The sequence below is a fragment of the Pseudomonas sp. Root562 genome, assembly GCF_001427125.1.
Classification (GTDB): domain Bacteria; phylum Pseudomonadota; class Gammaproteobacteria; order Pseudomonadales; family Pseudomonadaceae; genus Aquipseudomonas.
The window spans coordinates 352290-368815 of record NZ_LMGK01000024.1 but is presented as its reverse complement, the minus strand read 5'-3'; the positions used below and the strand labels follow the sequence as shown (position 1 = coordinate 368815).

Here is a 16526-nt window from a genome sequence, read left to right as displayed (position 1 = left end):
CCGGCCGGCCCAAGATCACTTGGGACTCGACCCAAGACGGACGCCTATGAACCCGAATTTTCTAGATTTCGAACAGCCGATCGCCGACCTGCAAGCCAAGATCGAAGAGTTGCGCTTGGTCGGTAATGACAATTCGCTGAATATCGGCGATGAGATCTCCCGCCTGCAGGACAAGAGCAAGACGCTGACCGAAGATATCTTTGGCAAGCTGACCAGCTGGCAGATCGCTCGTCTGGCGCGTCACCCGAAACGTCCTTACACCCTGGACTACATTGAACACATCTTCACCGAGTTCGACGAGTTGCACGGTGACCGCCACTTCTCCGACGACGCTGCCATCGTCGGCGGTATCGCTCGTCTGGACGACCAGCCGGTGATGATCATCGGCCACCAGAAAGGCCGTGAAGTGCGCGAGAAGGTTCGCCGCAACTTCGGTATGCCGCGTCCGGAAGGCTACCGCAAGGCTTGCCGCCTGATGGAGATGGCCGAACGCTTCAAGATGCCGATCCTGACCTTCATCGACACCCCGGGTGCCTACCCGGGCATCGACGCTGAAGAGCGCAACCAGAGCGAAGCGATCGCCTGGAACCTGCGCGTCATGGCGCGCCTGAAAACCCCGATCATCGCTACCGTCATCGGTGAAGGTGGTTCCGGTGGCGCGCTGGCCATCGGCGTGTGCGATCAACTGAACATGCTGCAGTACTCGACCTACGCGGTGATTTCGCCGGAAGGTTGCGCTTCGATTCTGTGGAAAACCGCCGAGAAAGCGCCGGATGCCGCCGAAGCGATGGGCATCACCGCCGAGCGTCTCAAAGGCCTGGGTATCGTCGACAAGGTGATTGGCGAGCCTCTGGGTGGCGCACACCGTGATCCGGCCGCTGCGGCTGCTTCGATCCGTGCCGAGCTGAGCTCGCAACTGGCAATGCTCAAGAAGCTTGATCACAAGGCGCTGCTCGACCGTCGTTACGAGCGCCTGATGAGCTACGGTCTGTAATCAGATCACGCTGTACCCATGTGGGAGCGAGCCTGCTCGCGATAAGGGTTTAACATTCAACAAATCTGTTGGCTGTTCTACCGCTATCGCGAGCAGGCTCGCTCCCACATTTGATTTGTGCAAAGGGACATATATGGATCGGCCCGGAATTGATTTGCCTTCCAGACTCTTGCTGAATCTGAAGCGCTGGCGCAACGCCTCCGCTTGGCGCAACGCCTCCGCTTGGTGCATCGCCTTCTCTGGTGGTCTCGACTCCACCGTTTTGTTGCACCTTCTCGTACACCTCGCAAAAACCGAATCCCTGCCGACGCTAAGCGCCATTCATGTTCATCACGGCCTTCAAGCTGTGGCTGATGCGTGGCCGGAGCATTGTCGGTCGGTTTGTGATGCCTTGGGTGTGCCACTACACGTCGTGCACGTACAGGTGCAACCCGGCGCCAGCCTGGAGCGTGCGGCCCGGGAGGCGCGCTATGCCGCCTTCAACCAGATCACTCAAGCCAATGAAATACTGCTGACCGCGCAACACCGCGATGATCAGGCGGAAACCCTGTTGTTCCGGTTGTTGCGTGGGGCAGGGGTGAGAGGGTTGTCGGGAATGCCGCGCCAGCGTGTATTGGGCAAGGGCCATCTACTGCGGCCATTGCTCGATGTCACGAGGGCCGAGCTGGAAGCCTATGCCAGCGAAAACCATTTGAGCTGGATCGAGGATCCTTCCAATCAGGATCGGCAGTACTCGCGCAACTACCTGCGCCATCAGGTGTTCCCGGTGCTGTCGGAGCGCTGGCCGCAAGCGATGGCGACCATGGCCCGCAGTGCTGCGCATCTGAGCGAGGCGCAGGGGTTACTCGATGATCTTGCGCAAATCGACTTGAGCCAGGCGATCACGCCAAGTGATTTCGATTGGCTGGGCTTGCCGTCTCTGGAGCTGGTAGCGCTGGAAAAACTATCCGCTGCCCGGCAACGCAACGCGCTCAGTCACTGGCTTGAGCCGCGGACAAGGTTGCCCGACAGTGACCATTGGTCGGGTTGGGACAATTTGCGTGATGCAGCGCACGATGCCCGACCGATCTGGCGCCTGGCAGATGGCGAATTGCATCGGGCGGGTGGGCGCCTGTGGTGGTTGTCGGGCATCTGGTTGAGGCCGGTGCCCGATGCCGGAAACTGGCCTGACCCCGCGCTGCCGTTGGCATTGCCCGGCAACGGCGTGCTCACGCTGACGGGGCAATTGCCCGATGGCCCTTTGCAGATCCGCTATCGTGAAGGTGGCGAAATCATGGAATTGCCGCACCGCGGTCATCGCGATCTCAAGCGTTTGTTCAATGAGCGGGGTGTGCCGCAGTTCGTGCGCGGCAGATTGCCGCTGCTGTTCAAGGGCGAGCAATTGCTGGCGGTGGCGAACCTTCAGGGCCTGGCGGGTGGCAAGGCAGGAGAATGGAAATTGCATTGGCAGCCGCCGATCGAAGATCAAGGTTTGAGCTGAAAGGGGCTTTCCGGTAGACTACGCTCCCTTCTTGATACAACTTCTGTGGATTCGCCTGAATTGCAGGAGTTGCCGATTACCAAGCAGTCTTTGCTGGGCGATTCCAAAAAATGTGTAGCGAGCAACGTACCGGTGTTTCATCTTCCGGTCTGTCCCAACGCGGCGGTTTTTTTGAAAGGTGCACTGTGATTAATGCAGGTGATCGGGGGCTTCGGCCTTCCTTCGCTTTCCCCGGCGGCTCGGACCGCTTTAACGCAGACTTCTAGGGTTTTTCATGACGCGCTACATATTCGTCACGGGCGGTGTTGTTTCTTCATTGGGGAAAGGCATTGCATCGGCATCATTGGCGGCCATCCTGGAGGCGCGGGGACTTAAGGTCACCATGCTGAAGCTGGACCCGTACATCAACGTCGACCCGGGCACCATGAGCCCGTTCCAGCACGGTGAAGTGTTCGTCACCCACGACGGCGCCGAGACCGACCTGGACCTGGGCCACTACGAGCGGTTCATCCGCACGACCATGACCCAGAACAACAACTTCACCACTGGCCGTGTCTACGAGCATGTGCTGCGCAAAGAGCGCCGTGGTGACTACCTGGGTGCAACCATCCAGGTGATTCCGCACATCACCGACGAAATCAAGCGCCGCATCATCAAGGGTGCAGGCGATGCCGACGTGGCAATGGTCGAGATCGGTGGCACCGTGGGTGACATCGAATCCCAACCGTTCCTCGAAGCCATCCGCCAGTTGCGTTTCGAAGTCGGCGCCAAGCGCGCGATGCTGATGCACCTGACACTGGTGCCGTACATCGCCACTGCCGGCGAAACCAAGACCAAGCCAACCCAGCACTCGGTCAAGGAACTGCGCTCCATCGGCCTGCAGCCTGACGTGCTGGTCTGCCGCTCCGATCACCCGATCGATGTCTCTTCCCGTCGCAAGATCGCGCAATTCACCAACGTTGAAGAACGTGCGGTGATCGCGCTGGAAGACGCCGACACCATCTACAAGATCCCGGGCATCCTGCACTCCCAGGGCCTGGACGATTTCGTCGTCGAGCGTTTCGGTCTGCAATGTGGCGGTGCCGATCTGTCCGAGTGGGAAGCCGTGGTCGACGCCAAGCTCAACCCTGAGCACGAAGTCACCATCGCCATGGTCGGCAAGTACATGGAGCTGCTCGATGCCTACAAGTCGCTGATCGAAGCGATGAGTCACGCCGGTATCAGCAACCGTACCAAGGTCAACCTGCGCTACATCGATTCCGAAGACATCGAAAACCAGGGCACCGCGCTGCTCGAAGGCGTCGACGCCATCCTGGTTCCGGGCGGCTTCGGCCTGCGTGGCGTGGAAGGCAAGATCACTGCCGTTCAATACGCTCGTGAAAACAAGGTTCCGTACCTGGGCATCTGCCTGGGCATGCAAGTGGCGGTGATCGAGTTCGCTCGTAACGTCATGGGCTGGAAAGACGCCAACTCCACCGAGTTCGATCGTGCAAGCGGTCACCCGGTCGTGGGTCTGATCACCGAGTGGGAAGACGCCACTGGCGCCGTCGAAACCCGTACCGAAGCTTCCGACCTGGGCGGCACCATGCGCCTCGGCGCGCAGGATTGCCTGCTGGAGCCGGGTTCGCTGGTTCACGGTTGCTACGGCAAGGACGTGATCGTCGAACGTCATCGTCATCGCTATGAAGTGAACAACAACCTGCTGCCGCAAATCATCGAAGCCGGCCTGAAAATCTCCGGTCGTTCCGGTGATGGCGCGCTGGTTGAAGTGGTTGAAGCACCGGATCATCCATGGTTCGTGGCTTGCCAGTTCCACCCGGAGTTCACCTCGACACCACGCGACGGTCACCCGTTGTTCAGCGGTTTCGTCAAGGCAGCGTTGGCTCAACACCAGAAGAAGGCGTAAACCGATGGCGCAGAAGATCATCCGCGTAGGCGATATCGAGATTGCCAACGACAAGCCAATGGTGCTTTTTGGTGGCATGAACGTGCTGGAAAGCCGCGACATGGCGATGCAGGTCTGCGAAGAGTACGTAAAGGTTACCCAGAAACTGGGTATCCCTTACGTGTTCAAGGCCAGCTTCGACAAGGCCAACCGTTCCTCCGTGACCTCTTACCGTGGCCCCGGCCTGGAAGAGGGCATGCGGATTTTCCAGGACATCAAGCAAGCCTTCGGCGTGCCGATCATCACCGACGTCCACGAGCCTGAGCAGGCCGCGGTCGTCGCTGAAGTCTGCGACATCATCCAGTTGCCGGCCTTCCTGTCGCGCCAGACCGACCTGGTGGTCGCAATGGCCAAAACGGGCGCCGTGATCAATATCAAGAAAGCCCAATTCCTCGCGCCACAGGAAATGAAACATATCCTGAACAAGTGCGTCGAAGCCGGTAACGATCAGTTGATCCTCTGCGAGCGTGGTTCGAGCTTCGGCTACAACAACCTGGTCGTCGACATGCTCGGCTTCGGCATCATGAAGCAGTTCGAGTACCCGGTGTTCTTCGACGTGACCCACGCGCTGCAAATGCCCGGTGGTCGCGCCGACTCCGCCGGCGGCCGTCGTGCCCAGGTCCTCGACCTGGCGAAAGCCGGCATGAGCCAGTCTCTGGCCGGCCTGTTCCTGGAAGCCCACCCGGACCCGGACAACGCCAAATGCGATGGCCCTTGTGCCTTGCGTCTGGACAAACTGGAGCCATTCCTGGCCCAGCTCAAAGCTCTGGACGAACTGGTTAAGAGTTTTCCGACGGTAGAAACCGCGTAATCCTCATTTCTCCGGTAAAGTACCGCACGAATTAACGCTCAGGCCCTCGGGCCTGAGCCTTATCGTCCGCAAGACTGCCCGCTGCACATCGCTTGCCGACGGTAAAAGATTTCCTCTAGCTGCGTCGTTTTCGTCAACTTTGGAGTGTTTACAACAATGGCTAAAATCGTCGACATCAAAGGTCGTGAAGTTCTCGACTCCCGTGGCAATCCCACCGTGGAAGCGGATGTGCTTCTCGATAACGGCATCATCGGCAGCGCTTGCGCGCCGTCCGGTGCTTCCACTGGCTCGCGTGAAGCGCTCGAGCTGCGTGATGGCGACAAGAGCCGTTACCTGGGCAAGGGCGTTCTCAAAGCCGTAGCCAACATCAACGGTCCGATCAAGGACCTGTTGAAAGGCATGGACCCAAGTGACCAGAAAGCCCTCGACCTGGCGATGATCAAGCTCGACGGTACTGAAAACAAGGCCACCCTGGGCGCCAACGCGATCCTCGCCGTTTCCCTGGCTGCGGCCAAGGCGGCAGCACAAGACCAGGACCTGCCGTTGTACGCCCACATCGCCAACCTGAACGGCACCCCGGGTGTCTACTCGATGCCGGTTCCGATGATGAACATCATCAACGGTGGCGAGCACGCCGATAACAACGTCGACATCCAGGAATTCATGGTTCAGCCGGTTGGCGCCAAGTCTTTCTCGGAAGGTCTGCGTATGGGCACCGAGATTTTCCACCACCTCAAAGCCGTACTGAAGGCCCGTGGCCTGAGCACTGCCGTCGGTGACGAAGGTGGTTTTGCACCGAACCTGGCTTCCAACGAAGACGCACTGAAAGTGATCTCCGAAGCTGTGGCCAACGCCGGCTACAAACTCGGCACCGACGTGACCCTGGCCCTGGACTGCGCGGCCAGCGAATTCTACGAAGACGGCAAGTACAACCTGTCCGGCGAAGGCCAGGTGTTCACCGCTGAAGGTTTCGCCGACTACCTCAAAGGCCTGACCGAGCGTTACCCGATCATCTCCATCGAAGATGGCCTGGACGAGTCCGACTGGGCTGGCTGGAAAATCCTCACCGACAAGATCGGCGAGAAGACCCAACTGGTAGGCGACGACCTGTTCGTGACCAATACCAAGATCCTGAAAGAAGGCATCGATAAAAAGATCGCCAACTCGATCCTGATCAAGTTCAACCAGATCGGCACCCTGACTGAAACCCTGGAAGCCATCCAGATGGCCAAGGCCGCCGGTTACACCGCCGTGATCTCGCACCGCTCGGGCGAAACCGAGGATTCGACCATTGCCGACCTGGCCGTGGGCACCTCGGCTGGCCAGATCAAGACCGGTTCCCTGTGCCGCTCCGACCGCGTGTCCAAGTACAACCAACTGCTGCGTATCGAAGAGCAGTTGAACGGCAAAGCCAAGTACAACGGCCGCAGCGAATTCCGCGGCTAAGTCGTACGGGTAAAAAAAGTCAGCGGATTGTGTCGGAAAAATCGCTACGGCGTGGTTTTTGCCACTAATCTGATGCCTTATCAGCACAAGCCTGGGTTTTCCAGGCTTCGTGCTATCAGTAGCTTCATGTTGTGGTGTGGCTGTCTTTTTTCACTGGATACCTGATATTCGATGCGCAGTCCCAATTGGTTGTTCCTCGTCTTGCTCCTGTTGCTGGCTGGCCTGCAGTACCGCCTGTGGGTGGGTAATGGCAGTCTGGCGCAAGTGGCCGAGCTGAAGCAGCAGATCGCGGATCAGCAAGCTGAGAATCAGGTGTTGCTTGAGCGCAATCGGGTGATGGACGCTGAAGTCAGCGAATTGAAAAAAGGCATGGAGACCGTTGAAGAGCGGGCTCGTCACGAGTTGGGCATGGTCAAGGACGGTGAAACCCTTTACCAGTTGGCCCAATGAACCCGACGTTACCGGCCTACTGGGCCGTGATTCCTGCCGCGGGCGTCGGTGCCCGTATGGCCGCGGACCGTCCCAAGCAATACTTGCAACTGGGCGGGCGCACAATTCTCGAACACAGCCTCGGCTGTTTCCTCGATCATCCATGCCTCAAAGGCCTGGTGGTCAGTCTTGCTGTCGATGATCCTTATTGGCCTAACCTGGCTTGTGCTGGCGATGCGCGTATAACGCGGGTCGAGGGCGGCGCCGAGCGTTCCGGTTCGGTACTCAATGCCCTGCTGCATCTGCATGCACAAGGTGCCGATGACGAAGATTGGGTGTTGGTTCACGATGCGGCGCGACCGAATCTCAGTCGTGACGATCTCGACAAATTGCTGGCTGAACTGGCTGACGATCCGGTAGGCGGGTTGCTGGCGGTTCCAGCGCGGGATACGCTCAAACGGGTCGATAAACACGGACGTGTCGTCGAAACCGTGGACCGCAGCGTGATCTGGCAAGCGTACACGCCGCAGATGTTTCGACTTGGTGCGTTGCATCGGGCGTTGGCGGACAGTCTGGTGGCGGATGCTGTGATCACTGATGAAGCGTCGGCTATGGAGTGGGCTGGTTCATCGCCACGCCTTGTCGAAGGGCGTTCCGACAATCTCAAGGTCACACGTCCCGAAGATCTTGAATGGTTGAGACAGCGCTGGGCCAATCGTCACTGATTGACTTGAATTCAGTATTGCCCCAATCGCCGGCAAGCCGGTCTCACTCCTACAAGGTTCATTGGTTTACACAAGATTTGTGTGTCTCCCCCCGTCCACTGTAGGAGTGAGCCTGCTCGCGATTGCGGTAGTCCAGGCACTCGATCTCTTGCTGGCACGCAGTTGAGCGTCTAGCTTCGATACTCCGGCCTTTCGGCCAACCCTTCCTTCAAATAATCCACCAACTTGCGCACTTTCGGCGACAGATGCCGCTGCTGTGGATAAAGCGCCCACACTGCTGTGTTTGGCGGTTGATGCGCCTCCAGCAGAGAAATCAACGCACCGCTTTTCAGATGCTCCAGCACGTAGTAATCCGGCAACTGACACAACCCGACGCCTTGTAGCGCAGCATCCAACACAGCTTGCCCGCTGTTGCAGCGCCAGTTTCCCTGCACCCGTTGCGAATATTCCCGCCCGTGCTGTTCCAGCTGCCACAGATCAGAGCTGCCGATGAGGCAGTTGTGACGGCTCAGTTCCGACAAGCTGTGTGGGCGGCCGTACCGTTCAAGGTAGGACGGTGCGGCGCAGAGAAACATTCGCCGTGGTGCGAGGCGGGTGGCGACCAGTCTTGAGTCCTGCAAGCGGCCGAGGCGGATCGCCAGGTCGAGGCCTTCATGCACCAAATCGAGTTGGCGATTGCTCAATTCGATGTCAATCCGCAGTTGCGGATAAAGCCCCATGAAACGGGTAACCAGCGGCACGATAAAGCGTTCGCCGTAAGCCACCGCGCAGGTCATGCGCAACATGCCTTTGGGTTCGCTGGTCAGATCGCTGACCGCGCGCAGCGCTTCTTCGCGTCCATCCTGCAGGCGTTGGCAATGTTGCAGAAAAGTCTGTCCGGCTTCGGTCAGTGTCACCCGCCGTGTACTGCGGTAAAGCAGTCGGGTTTGCACGCGCTCTTCAAGGCGTACGATCTGTCGACTGATGTGTGAGGAAGAAACGCCCAATCTCTCGGCGGCAGCGGTGAACTGGCTGCATTCAGCGACGGCGACGAATTCGTCGATGCCTTCCCAGCGGTTGTCGGACATCAAAGATTATCCCTGCATGGCAATAATGTTTTGCATTTGTCCTGATTATTCACCGTAAGGCGCTGTATTACACTCCTTGTCTCGTTTTTATTCACTGGAGCATCACCATGATCAAGTCGCGCGCTGCCGTTGCCTTCGAGGCCAAGAAACCTCTGGAGATCGTTGAGGTCGATGTCGCCATGCCCAAAGCCGGTGAAGTCTTGCTGCGCGTGGTGGCCTCGGGTGTCTGCCATACCGACGCCTACACGTTGTCGGGCGCTGATCCGGAAGGCATCTTTCCGTCGATTCTGGGTCACGAAGGCGGGGCGATTGTCGAAGCGATCGGCGAAGGTGTGACTTCCGTGGCGGTCGGCGACCATGTCATTCCGCTGTACACCCCGGAATGCCGCCAGTGCAAATTCTGCCTGTCGGGCAAGACCAACCTGTGTCAGGCGATTCGCGCAACCCAGGGCAAAGGCCTGATGCCTGACGGCACTTCGCGTTTCTCCTACAAGGGCGAAACGATTTTCCACTACATGGGCACCTCGACGTTTTCCGAGTACACCGTGCTGCCGGAAATCTCCGTCGCCAAAATTGCCAAGGAAGCGCCGCTGGAAAAAGTTTGCCTGCTGGGTTGCGGTGTCACCACCGGTATTGGTGCGGTGCTCAACACTGCCAAGGTGAAACCCGGTGATACCGTGGCCATTTTCGGCCTTGGCGGCATCGGTCTTTCTGCCATCATCGGTGCGGTGAAAGCCAAGGCTGGTCGGATCATTGCCATCGACATCAACCCGGCCAAATTCGAGATCGCCAAACAGCTGGGTGCAACCGATTGTGTAAACCCGAAAGACTTCGACCGTCCGATCCAGGAAGTCATCGTCGACATGACCGATGGCGGCGTCGACTTCTCGTTCGAGTGCATCGGCAATGTGCAACTGATGCGTGCTGCGCTTGAATGCTGCCACAAGGGTTGGGGCGAGTCGGTGATCATCGGTGTGGCCGGTGCCGGTCAGGAAATCGCCACCCGTCCGTTCCAATTGGTCACCGGCCGCGTCTGGCGCGGTTCGGCGTTCGGTGGCGTACGTGGCCGTACCGAGTTGCCAAGCTACGTGGAAATGGCTGAGACCGGCGAGATCCCGCTGGATACTTTCATCACCCACACCATGGGCCTGGAAGATATCAACAAGGCTTTCGACCTGATGCATGAAGGAAAAAGCATCCGCTCTGTCATCCATTTCTGAGGTCTGCCATGAGCCTGGAAAATATCTCCTGCCAGAAGAGTTTTGGCGGCTGGCACAAACGCTATCGCCATCGCTCCGAAGTGCTCGGCTGTGACATGGTGTTTGCCGTGTACCTGCCGCCGCAAGCGGAGCAGGGTGGCAAGCTGCCGGTGCTGTACTGGCTGTCCGGCCTGACCTGCACTGACGAGAACTTCATGCAAAAGGCCGGCGCCCTGCGCATGGCCGCCGAACTGGGGCTGATCATCGTCGCACCAGACACCAGCCCTCGCGGTCCTGATGTACCGGGGGATCCTGATGGTGCGTGGGACTTTGGTCTCGGTGCCGGGTTTTATCTGAATGCCACGCAGGAACCGTGGTCGCGGCACTATCGGATGCATGACTATGTTGTGCAGGAATTGCCCGCTTTGGTTGAGGCGCATTTCCCCGCATCCGAAAAGCGCGGCATCAGCGGTCACTCCATGGGCGGTCACGGTGCGCTGGTATGTGCCTTGCGCAATCCGGGGCGATATCTGTCAGTGTCGGCGTTTTCGCCGATCAACAATCCGATGGACTGCCCGTGGGGGCAGAAGGCCTTTTCCCGTTATCTGGGAGAGGACCGTTCGAAATGGCGCGAATGGGATGCCTGTGCCTTGATTGCCGAGGCTGACGAGAAGCTGCCGCTGCTGGTGGACCAAGGTGATCGCGACGATTTCCTCGCCACTCAGCTCAAGCCGCAAGCCTTGCAACAGGCGGCCAAACTGGCCGGTCATCCACTGACGTTGCGCCTGCAGCCCGGTTACGACCACAGCTATTTCTTCATCGCCAGCTTTATCGATGATCACTTGCGGCATCACGCGCATGCTCTAGCAGGTCAATAGCAGGTAGAATCACGCCCTGACAAAAATCGGGGCGTTTTTTTATGCGTATTGGCCACGGCTATGATGTGCACCGTTTCGCTGAAGGCGATTTCATTACTCTGGGCGGCGTGCGCATCGCACACAGCTTCGGGCTGCTCGCTCATTCCGACGGTGACGTCCTGCTGCACGCCTTGAGCGATGCCTTGCTCGGCGCTGCTGCGCTGGGTGATATCGGCAAGCATTTCCCGGACACCGACCCGCAATTCAAGGGTGCCGACAGCCGTGCGCTATTGCGTCATGTCGTCGCACTGATCCACGCCAAAGGCTGGAAGGTTGGCAACGTCGATAACACCATCGTCGCCCAGGCGCCGAAAATGGCTCCGCATATCGAATCGATGCGTGCGCTGATTGCCGCGGATCTTCAAGTTGAGTTGGATCAAGTGAACGTAAAAGCTACCACCACCGAAAAGCTCGGCTTTGTCGGTCGCGAAGAAGGCATCGCCGTGCATTCCGTTGCCTTGTTGCTGCGCGCATGAACGAACTGCAATTGCTTGGCCCGCGCGCCTACGGTGAGCCCCTGGGCACCGCGGTACTGAAAGCCATCGCTGAAGATTTCCAGGTCGACGAAGTCCTTGATATTCCCTTGAGTGGCGACGGCGAACACCTGTGGATCTGGGTGGAAAAGCGCGGTCTGAATACTGAAGAGGCGGCACGACGGATTGCCAAGGCAGCAGGTGTACCTTTGCGCACGGTCAGTTATGCCGGGCTCAAGGATCGCCAGGCGCTGACGCGTCAGTGGTTCAGCGTGCAACTGCCGGGCAAGGCCGATCCGGATCTGTCGGCCGCAGAAAACGACACGCTGAAAATTCTCAAGACCAGCCGGCACAAGCGCAAGCTGCAACGCGGTGCGCACTCGGCCAACGGTTTCACGCTGCGGCTTACCCAGTTCGCCGGTGACAAGGCTGCCATCGAACAGCGCCTGCAACTGATCACCCGGCAGGGCATCCCCAATTATTTCGGTGCGCAGCGCTTCGGGCATGACGGCGGTAACGTAGTTGACGCCCGTGCCTGGGCCGCACGCAAGGCCTTGCCGGAACAACGCAACGTGCGTTCGCGTCTGCTGTCCACGGCCCGCAGTTTTCTGTTCAACCAGGTCTTGGCCGCGCGTGTCGCCGACGGCACCTGGCAGCGTGCACAGGTCGGTGACTTGCTGGCGTTCACCGATAGCCGCAGTTTTTTTCCGGCAGGTGTTGCCGAGTGCAGCGACCCACGCCTGGCGATTCTTGACTTGCATCCGACAGGGCCGCAGTGGGGCGAAGGTGACTCGCCGGCCACGGGCGTTGTCCATGAACTGGAGCAGGCAATCGCTGCGCGCGAGGCAGATCTTCGCGATTGGTTGATTAACGCCGGTATGAGCCACGAACGTCGCATCCTGCGGCTGCCCATTGGTGGGTTGACGTGGCATTATCCCGAGCCTGACATTCTGCAACTGGAATTCGTCCTGCCGGCCGGATGCTTCGCCACTGTATTGGTGCGCGAGCTTGTTGATCTGGTGCCGGTGGGGCAGACGGACAGCCCATGCGTATTCTGATTTCTAACGACGATGGGGTAACCGCACCCGGTCTCGCCGCGCTTTATGCTGCGCTGGCGGATTACACCGAATGCGTGGTTATCGCCCCGGACCAGGACAAAAGCGGCGCCAGCAGTTCGCTGACGCTCGACCGGCCGTTGCACCCGCAGACGCTGGCCAACGGTTTTATCAGCATCAACGGCACTCCGACCGATTGCGTGCACCTGGGCCTCAACGGCTTGCTGGACCGTGAAGCGGATATGGTGGTTTCCGGAATCAACCTGGGCGCCAACCTGGGTGACGATGTGTTGTATTCCGGCACGGTGGCGGCAGCGTTGGAAGGGCGTTTCCTGGAGCGTCCTGCGTTTGCCTTTTCGTTGGTCTCTCGTCAGGTCGATAACCTTCCCACGGCGGCGTATTTTGCGCGCAAGCTGGTCGAGGCCCACGTCGATCTCGACCTTCCACCGCGCACGGTACTGAATGTGAACATTCCCAACTTGCCACTGGAGCACATCCGCGGCATCCAGCTGACCCGCCTCGGGCATCGCGCCCGCGCCGCTGCGCCGATGAAAGTCGTCGACCCGCGCGGCAAGTCCGGTTACTGGATCGCCGCTGCCGGAGATGCAGAAGACGGCGGTCCGGGCACCGATTTCCACGCGGTAATGCAAGGTTACGTGTCCATCACGCCACTGCAACTGGATCGCACCTTCAATGATGCCTTCAGAAGTCTCGATGGCTGGCTGGAGGGGCTGCGCTGATGACTCGCGGACAAGACGATATGCTGCATCGCGGCATAGGCATGACCTCGCAACGGACCCGCGAGCGGCTTATCCAGCGACTTTATGAAGAAGGGGTTTCCAACGCCAAGGTGCTGGAAGTCATCCGTCGTACGCCACGTCACCTGTTCGTCGACGAGGCACTGGCGCACCGGGCCTATGAGGACACGGCGCTGCCGATTGGCCATAACCAGACCATCTCCCAGCCTTACATGGTGGCTCGCATGAGCGAGTTGCTGCTCGAAGCCGGACCTTTGGACAAGGTCATGGAAATCGGCACCGGTTCCGGATACCAGACGGCGGTGCTGTCGCAACTGGTGGAGCGGGTGTTTTCCGTCGAGCGCATCAAGGTGCTGCAGGACCGGGCCAAGGAACGCCTGGTCGAGTTGAACCTGCGCAACGTGGTGTTTCGCTGGGGCGATGGCTGGGAGGGCTGGCCAGCGTTGGCGCCATACAACGGCATCATCGTGACGGCGGTGGCCACCGATGTCCCTCAGGCCTTGCTCGACCAACTGGCACCCGGGGGGCGTCTGGTGATTCCGGTCGGCTCTGGAGAGGTTCAACAATTACTGCTGATCATCAGGGAAGAACAGGGCTTTTCCAGACGCGTTCTGGGGAATGTACGCTTCGTTCCCTTGCTCAATGGGCCACTGGCCTGAGCATTTGTTTCGATGCGCTGAATTCTCTTCGATTGCCTCTGTCTTACAGCGGCGTCGAATGGTTAAACGGGTTGTTTTGTCGAGCAGCAAACGTGTGCGCAAGCCCAAATCGCTTCAATAAGGGTAAAGCCTGCACGGCCCGTTATACTGGCGACACAGCATGCCGGATCACGGCAAATCACATTTTCAGCCACCACAAAGGGAGCGGCGGGTGAGTCTCACAGTCATTGCGCAGCGTATGGGTACAACGAGCTTTCAGCGCCTGGTGACTGGCCTTGTTTTGAGCACCTTGCTGGCGGGGTGTTCCAGCACCAAATCCAGTGATGTCCGCGTTGTCGATCGCAACAATGCCGCGCCCCAGCGCCCGGCTGTGACAACCGGTCAGTACGTGGTTCGACCAAAAGACACCCTGTTCTCGATCGCCTTCCGCTACGGGTGGGACTACAAGGCTCTGGCGGCACGCAACAACATTCCTGCGCCTTACACCATTCGCCCGGGTCAGACGATTCGCTTTGACGGTCGTACCGGTTCAACGCCGACGGCGGTAGTGAGTTCGACCAGTTCATCGCCGTCGTCCTCGAGTAAAACCACGGTCATTCGGCGTCCGGTTGACGGTTCCACCCCGACCACGACCACGGTTGTACCGTCCGTCGCCAACAAGCCGACACCTGCTCCATTGCCTCCAGCCGGGCCAGCCCCGACCGGCTGGGGATGGCCATCCAATGGCATTTTGATTGGAAAATTCTCTTCAAACGGTAGTTTGAATAAAGGAATTGATATCGCCGGGGATTTGGGACAGCCTGTTTTAGCTGCGTCTGATGGGACGGTGGTATACGCCGGGAGTGGCTTAAGGGGCTACGGCGAATTAGTCATCATCAAACACAGTGAAACCTACGTCAGTGCCTACGGACATAACCGCAGGCTGTTGGTTCGGGAGGGGCAGCAGGTCAAGGTCGGACAGACAATTGCCGAAATGGGGTCCACGGGTACAGACCGGGTGAAACTGCATTTTGAGATTCGCCGCCAGGGTAAACCTGTAGATCCGCTGCAATTCCTGCCACGCCGTTGATCGCTACCAGCCTGTTCCGTCGCGTAGAGGGGACAGGCTCCAGCGTTGCCAAGGATAAAGGCGCCGCTTGAGCTTGAGGTCGAACTCACCAAAGGACTATAACAATGGCTCTCAGTAAAGAAGTGCCGGAGTTTGACATCGACGATGAGGTTCTCCTGATGGAGACCGGCATCGGGACGGATTCGATGTCGAATGATGAAGGGGCGGCTCCACCTTCCGTTCGTGCCAAATCCAAACACTCCGCATCGTTGAAACAACACAAGTACATTGACTACACGCGTGCACTTGATGCCACGCAGCTGTATCTCAATGAAATCGGTTTTTCCCCCCTGTTGTCCCCCGAAGAGGAAGTTCATTTTGCGCGCTTGTCGCAAAGTGGCGATCCGGCCGGGCGCAAACGCATGATTGAAAGTAACTTGCGGCTGGTGGTGAAAATCGCCCGGCGTTATGTCAATCGTGGGTTGTCGCTACTGGACCTGATCGAAGAGGGCAACCTCGGCCTGATCCGGGCGGTGGAGAAGTTCGACCCTGAACGCGGCTTCCGCTTTTCGACCTATGCGACCTGGTGGATTCGTCAAACCATCGAACGCGCGATCATGAATCAGACCCGGACCATCCGGTTGCCGATCCATGTGGTCAAAGAGCTCAATGTGTACCTGCGGGCTGCACGGGAGCTGACGCAAAAACTTGACCATGAACCCTCACCCGAAGAAATCGCCAACCTGCTGGAAAAACCGGTAGCGGAGGTCAAGCGCATGCTGGGTCTCAACGAGCGGGTTTCTTCGGTCGACGTCTCGCTGGGGCCGGATTCGGATAAAACCCTGCTGGACACTCTCACCGATGATCGTCCAACCGATCCATGTGAACTGTTGCAGGATGACGACCTGTCCCAGAGCATCGATCAATGGCTCTCCGAACTCACCGACAAGCAGCGTGAAGTGGTGGTACGCCGCTTCGGTCTGCGTGGCCACGAGAGCAGCACCCTTGAAGACGTAGGCCTTGAAATCGGCCTGACCCGGGAACGGGTCAGACAGATTCAGGTTGAAGGCCTGAAGCGTCTGCGGGAAATCCTGGAGAAAAACGGCCTTTCCAGTGAGTCGCTGTTCCAATAAGCGCTTCCCGTGCAGATAACAAAAAGCCCCGAATGTTCGGGGCTTTTTGTTATCTGGATATTCGAATTTCAGTGAGGAGGGTAATACCGCAGGTTTGTCGTCTGGTGATGTAAGTCTTTGCTTACTCTTGCGTAAGTGTTCAGTTTTTTTACACCGCGCCAGACAGCCATGATTGTCTTCATGCCTGGTTATCGTGTTGATAATAAATGGATTATTTTTAAGTTGACGGAATATGACAGGGAATTCCAGCGTAGAAGGGTCATTGCTCTTGGCGAGGAACGCTCTAGTATCGGGGTTGTGTCGACGGACAGACACGCCCTTCAAGGACGAGGGGAATGGACATCGCAGGACGCGATTCATCAGGACGATGAAAGGGAACACAGGGAA

Annotated in this window: 16 protein-coding genes; 15 read left to right on the top strand and 1 reads right to left on the bottom strand. The window is 58.5% G+C overall.

What is annotated here, in order from left to right:
- Positions 1-46 precede the first annotated feature (46 nt).
- The 7 genes from ASD60_RS23330 (at position 47) to ispD (ending at position 7830) form a co-directional block, all read left to right on the top strand.
- Positions 47-994 carry an acetyl-CoA carboxylase carboxyltransferase subunit alpha gene (locus ASD60_RS23330; protein ID WP_056856237.1) on the top strand — a complete coding sequence of 316 codons (948 nt, stop codon included), beginning with the start codon at positions 47-49 and terminating at the stop codon, positions 992-994.
- Between the two features lie 133 nt (positions 995-1127).
- Positions 1128-2474 (top strand): tRNA lysidine(34) synthetase TilS, encoded by a 1347-nt coding sequence (gene tilS, locus ASD60_RS23325; RefSeq protein WP_056856236.1) that lies wholly within the window; start codon positions 1128-1130, stop codon positions 2472-2474.
- Between the two features lie 274 nt (positions 2475-2748).
- On the top strand, positions 2749-4380 hold the full coding sequence (locus tag ASD60_RS23320; RefSeq protein ID WP_056856235.1) for a CTP synthase: 1632 nt from the start codon (positions 2749-2751) through the stop codon (positions 4378-4380).
- Between the two features lie 4 nt (positions 4381-4384).
- The gene (kdsA, locus tag ASD60_RS23315; RefSeq protein WP_008057333.1) at positions 4385-5230 is read left to right on the top strand and encodes a 3-deoxy-8-phosphooctulonate synthase; all 846 of its coding nucleotides are present in this window, start codon (positions 4385-4387) and stop codon (positions 5228-5230) included.
- 156 nt (positions 5231-5386) lie between these two features.
- Entirely contained in the window at positions 5387-6676 is a 1290-nt protein-coding gene (gene eno / locus ASD60_RS23310) for a phosphopyruvate hydratase (RefSeq protein WP_056856234.1), read from the top strand.
- Positions 6677-6847: 171 nt separating this feature from the next.
- The gene (ftsB, locus tag ASD60_RS23305; protein WP_056856233.1) at positions 6848-7126 is read left to right on the top strand and encodes a cell division protein FtsB; all 279 of its coding nucleotides are present in this window, start codon (positions 6848-6850) and stop codon (positions 7124-7126) included.
- Complete coding sequence (gene ispD, locus ASD60_RS23300) at positions 7123-7830, top strand: 2-C-methyl-D-erythritol 4-phosphate cytidylyltransferase (protein WP_056856232.1); 708 nt, start codon at positions 7123-7125, stop codon at positions 7828-7830. The genes ftsB and ispD overlap by 4 nt, the downstream gene beginning before the upstream one ends.
- 170 nt (positions 7831-8000) lie before the next feature.
- Here the strand turns inward: ispD and ASD60_RS23295 are convergent, their stop codons facing one another.
- On the bottom strand, positions 8001-8897 hold the full coding sequence (locus ASD60_RS23295) for a LysR substrate-binding domain-containing protein (protein ID WP_056856231.1): 897 nt from the start codon (positions 8895-8897) through the stop codon (positions 8001-8003).
- Positions 8898-9004: 107 nt separating this feature from the next.
- Here ASD60_RS23295 and ASD60_RS23290 point away from each other — a divergent pair, with 107 nt between their 5' ends.
- From ASD60_RS23290 to rpoS, 8 genes are all read left to right on the top strand, one after another.
- Positions 9005-10117 carry an S-(hydroxymethyl)glutathione dehydrogenase/class III alcohol dehydrogenase gene (locus tag ASD60_RS23290; protein ID WP_056856230.1) on the top strand — a complete coding sequence of 371 codons (1113 nt, stop codon included), beginning with the start codon at positions 9005-9007 and terminating at the stop codon, positions 10115-10117.
- A gap of 8 nt (positions 10118-10125) precedes the next feature.
- Complete coding sequence (fghA, locus tag ASD60_RS23285; RefSeq protein WP_056856229.1) at positions 10126-10974, top strand: S-formylglutathione hydrolase; 849 nt, start codon at positions 10126-10128, stop codon at positions 10972-10974.
- Between the two features lie 41 nt (positions 10975-11015).
- Complete coding sequence (ispF, locus tag ASD60_RS23280; RefSeq protein ID WP_034149878.1) at positions 11016-11489, top strand: 2-C-methyl-D-erythritol 2,4-cyclodiphosphate synthase; 474 nt, start codon at positions 11016-11018, stop codon at positions 11487-11489.
- Positions 11486-12544, top strand: a complete 1059-nt coding sequence (truD, locus tag ASD60_RS23275; RefSeq protein ID WP_056856228.1) for a tRNA pseudouridine(13) synthase TruD — start codon at positions 11486-11488, stop codon at positions 12542-12544. The genes ispF and truD overlap by 4 nt, the downstream gene beginning before the upstream one ends.
- A complete protein-coding gene (surE, locus tag ASD60_RS23270; RefSeq protein WP_056856227.1) occupies positions 12532-13281 on the top strand; it encodes a 5'/3'-nucleotidase SurE in 750 nt (249 codons plus the stop codon). Before truD ends, surE begins: the two co-directional genes overlap by 13 nt.
- A 41-nt stretch (positions 13282-13322) precedes the next feature.
- A complete protein-coding gene (locus ASD60_RS23265) occupies positions 13323-13958 on the top strand; it encodes a protein-L-isoaspartate(D-aspartate) O-methyltransferase (RefSeq protein WP_177336601.1) in 636 nt (211 codons plus the stop codon).
- Between the two features lie 211 nt (positions 13959-14169).
- Positions 14170-15027: a peptidoglycan DD-metalloendopeptidase family protein gene (locus tag ASD60_RS23260; protein WP_056856225.1), complete on the top strand. Its 858-nt coding sequence runs from the start codon at positions 14170-14172 to the stop codon at positions 15025-15027.
- A gap of 104 nt (positions 15028-15131) precedes the next feature.
- Positions 15132-16139 carry an RNA polymerase sigma factor RpoS gene (gene rpoS, locus ASD60_RS23255; RefSeq protein ID WP_056856224.1) on the top strand — a complete coding sequence of 336 codons (1008 nt, stop codon included), beginning with the start codon at positions 15132-15134 and terminating at the stop codon, positions 16137-16139.
- Positions 16140-16526 lie beyond the last annotated feature (387 nt).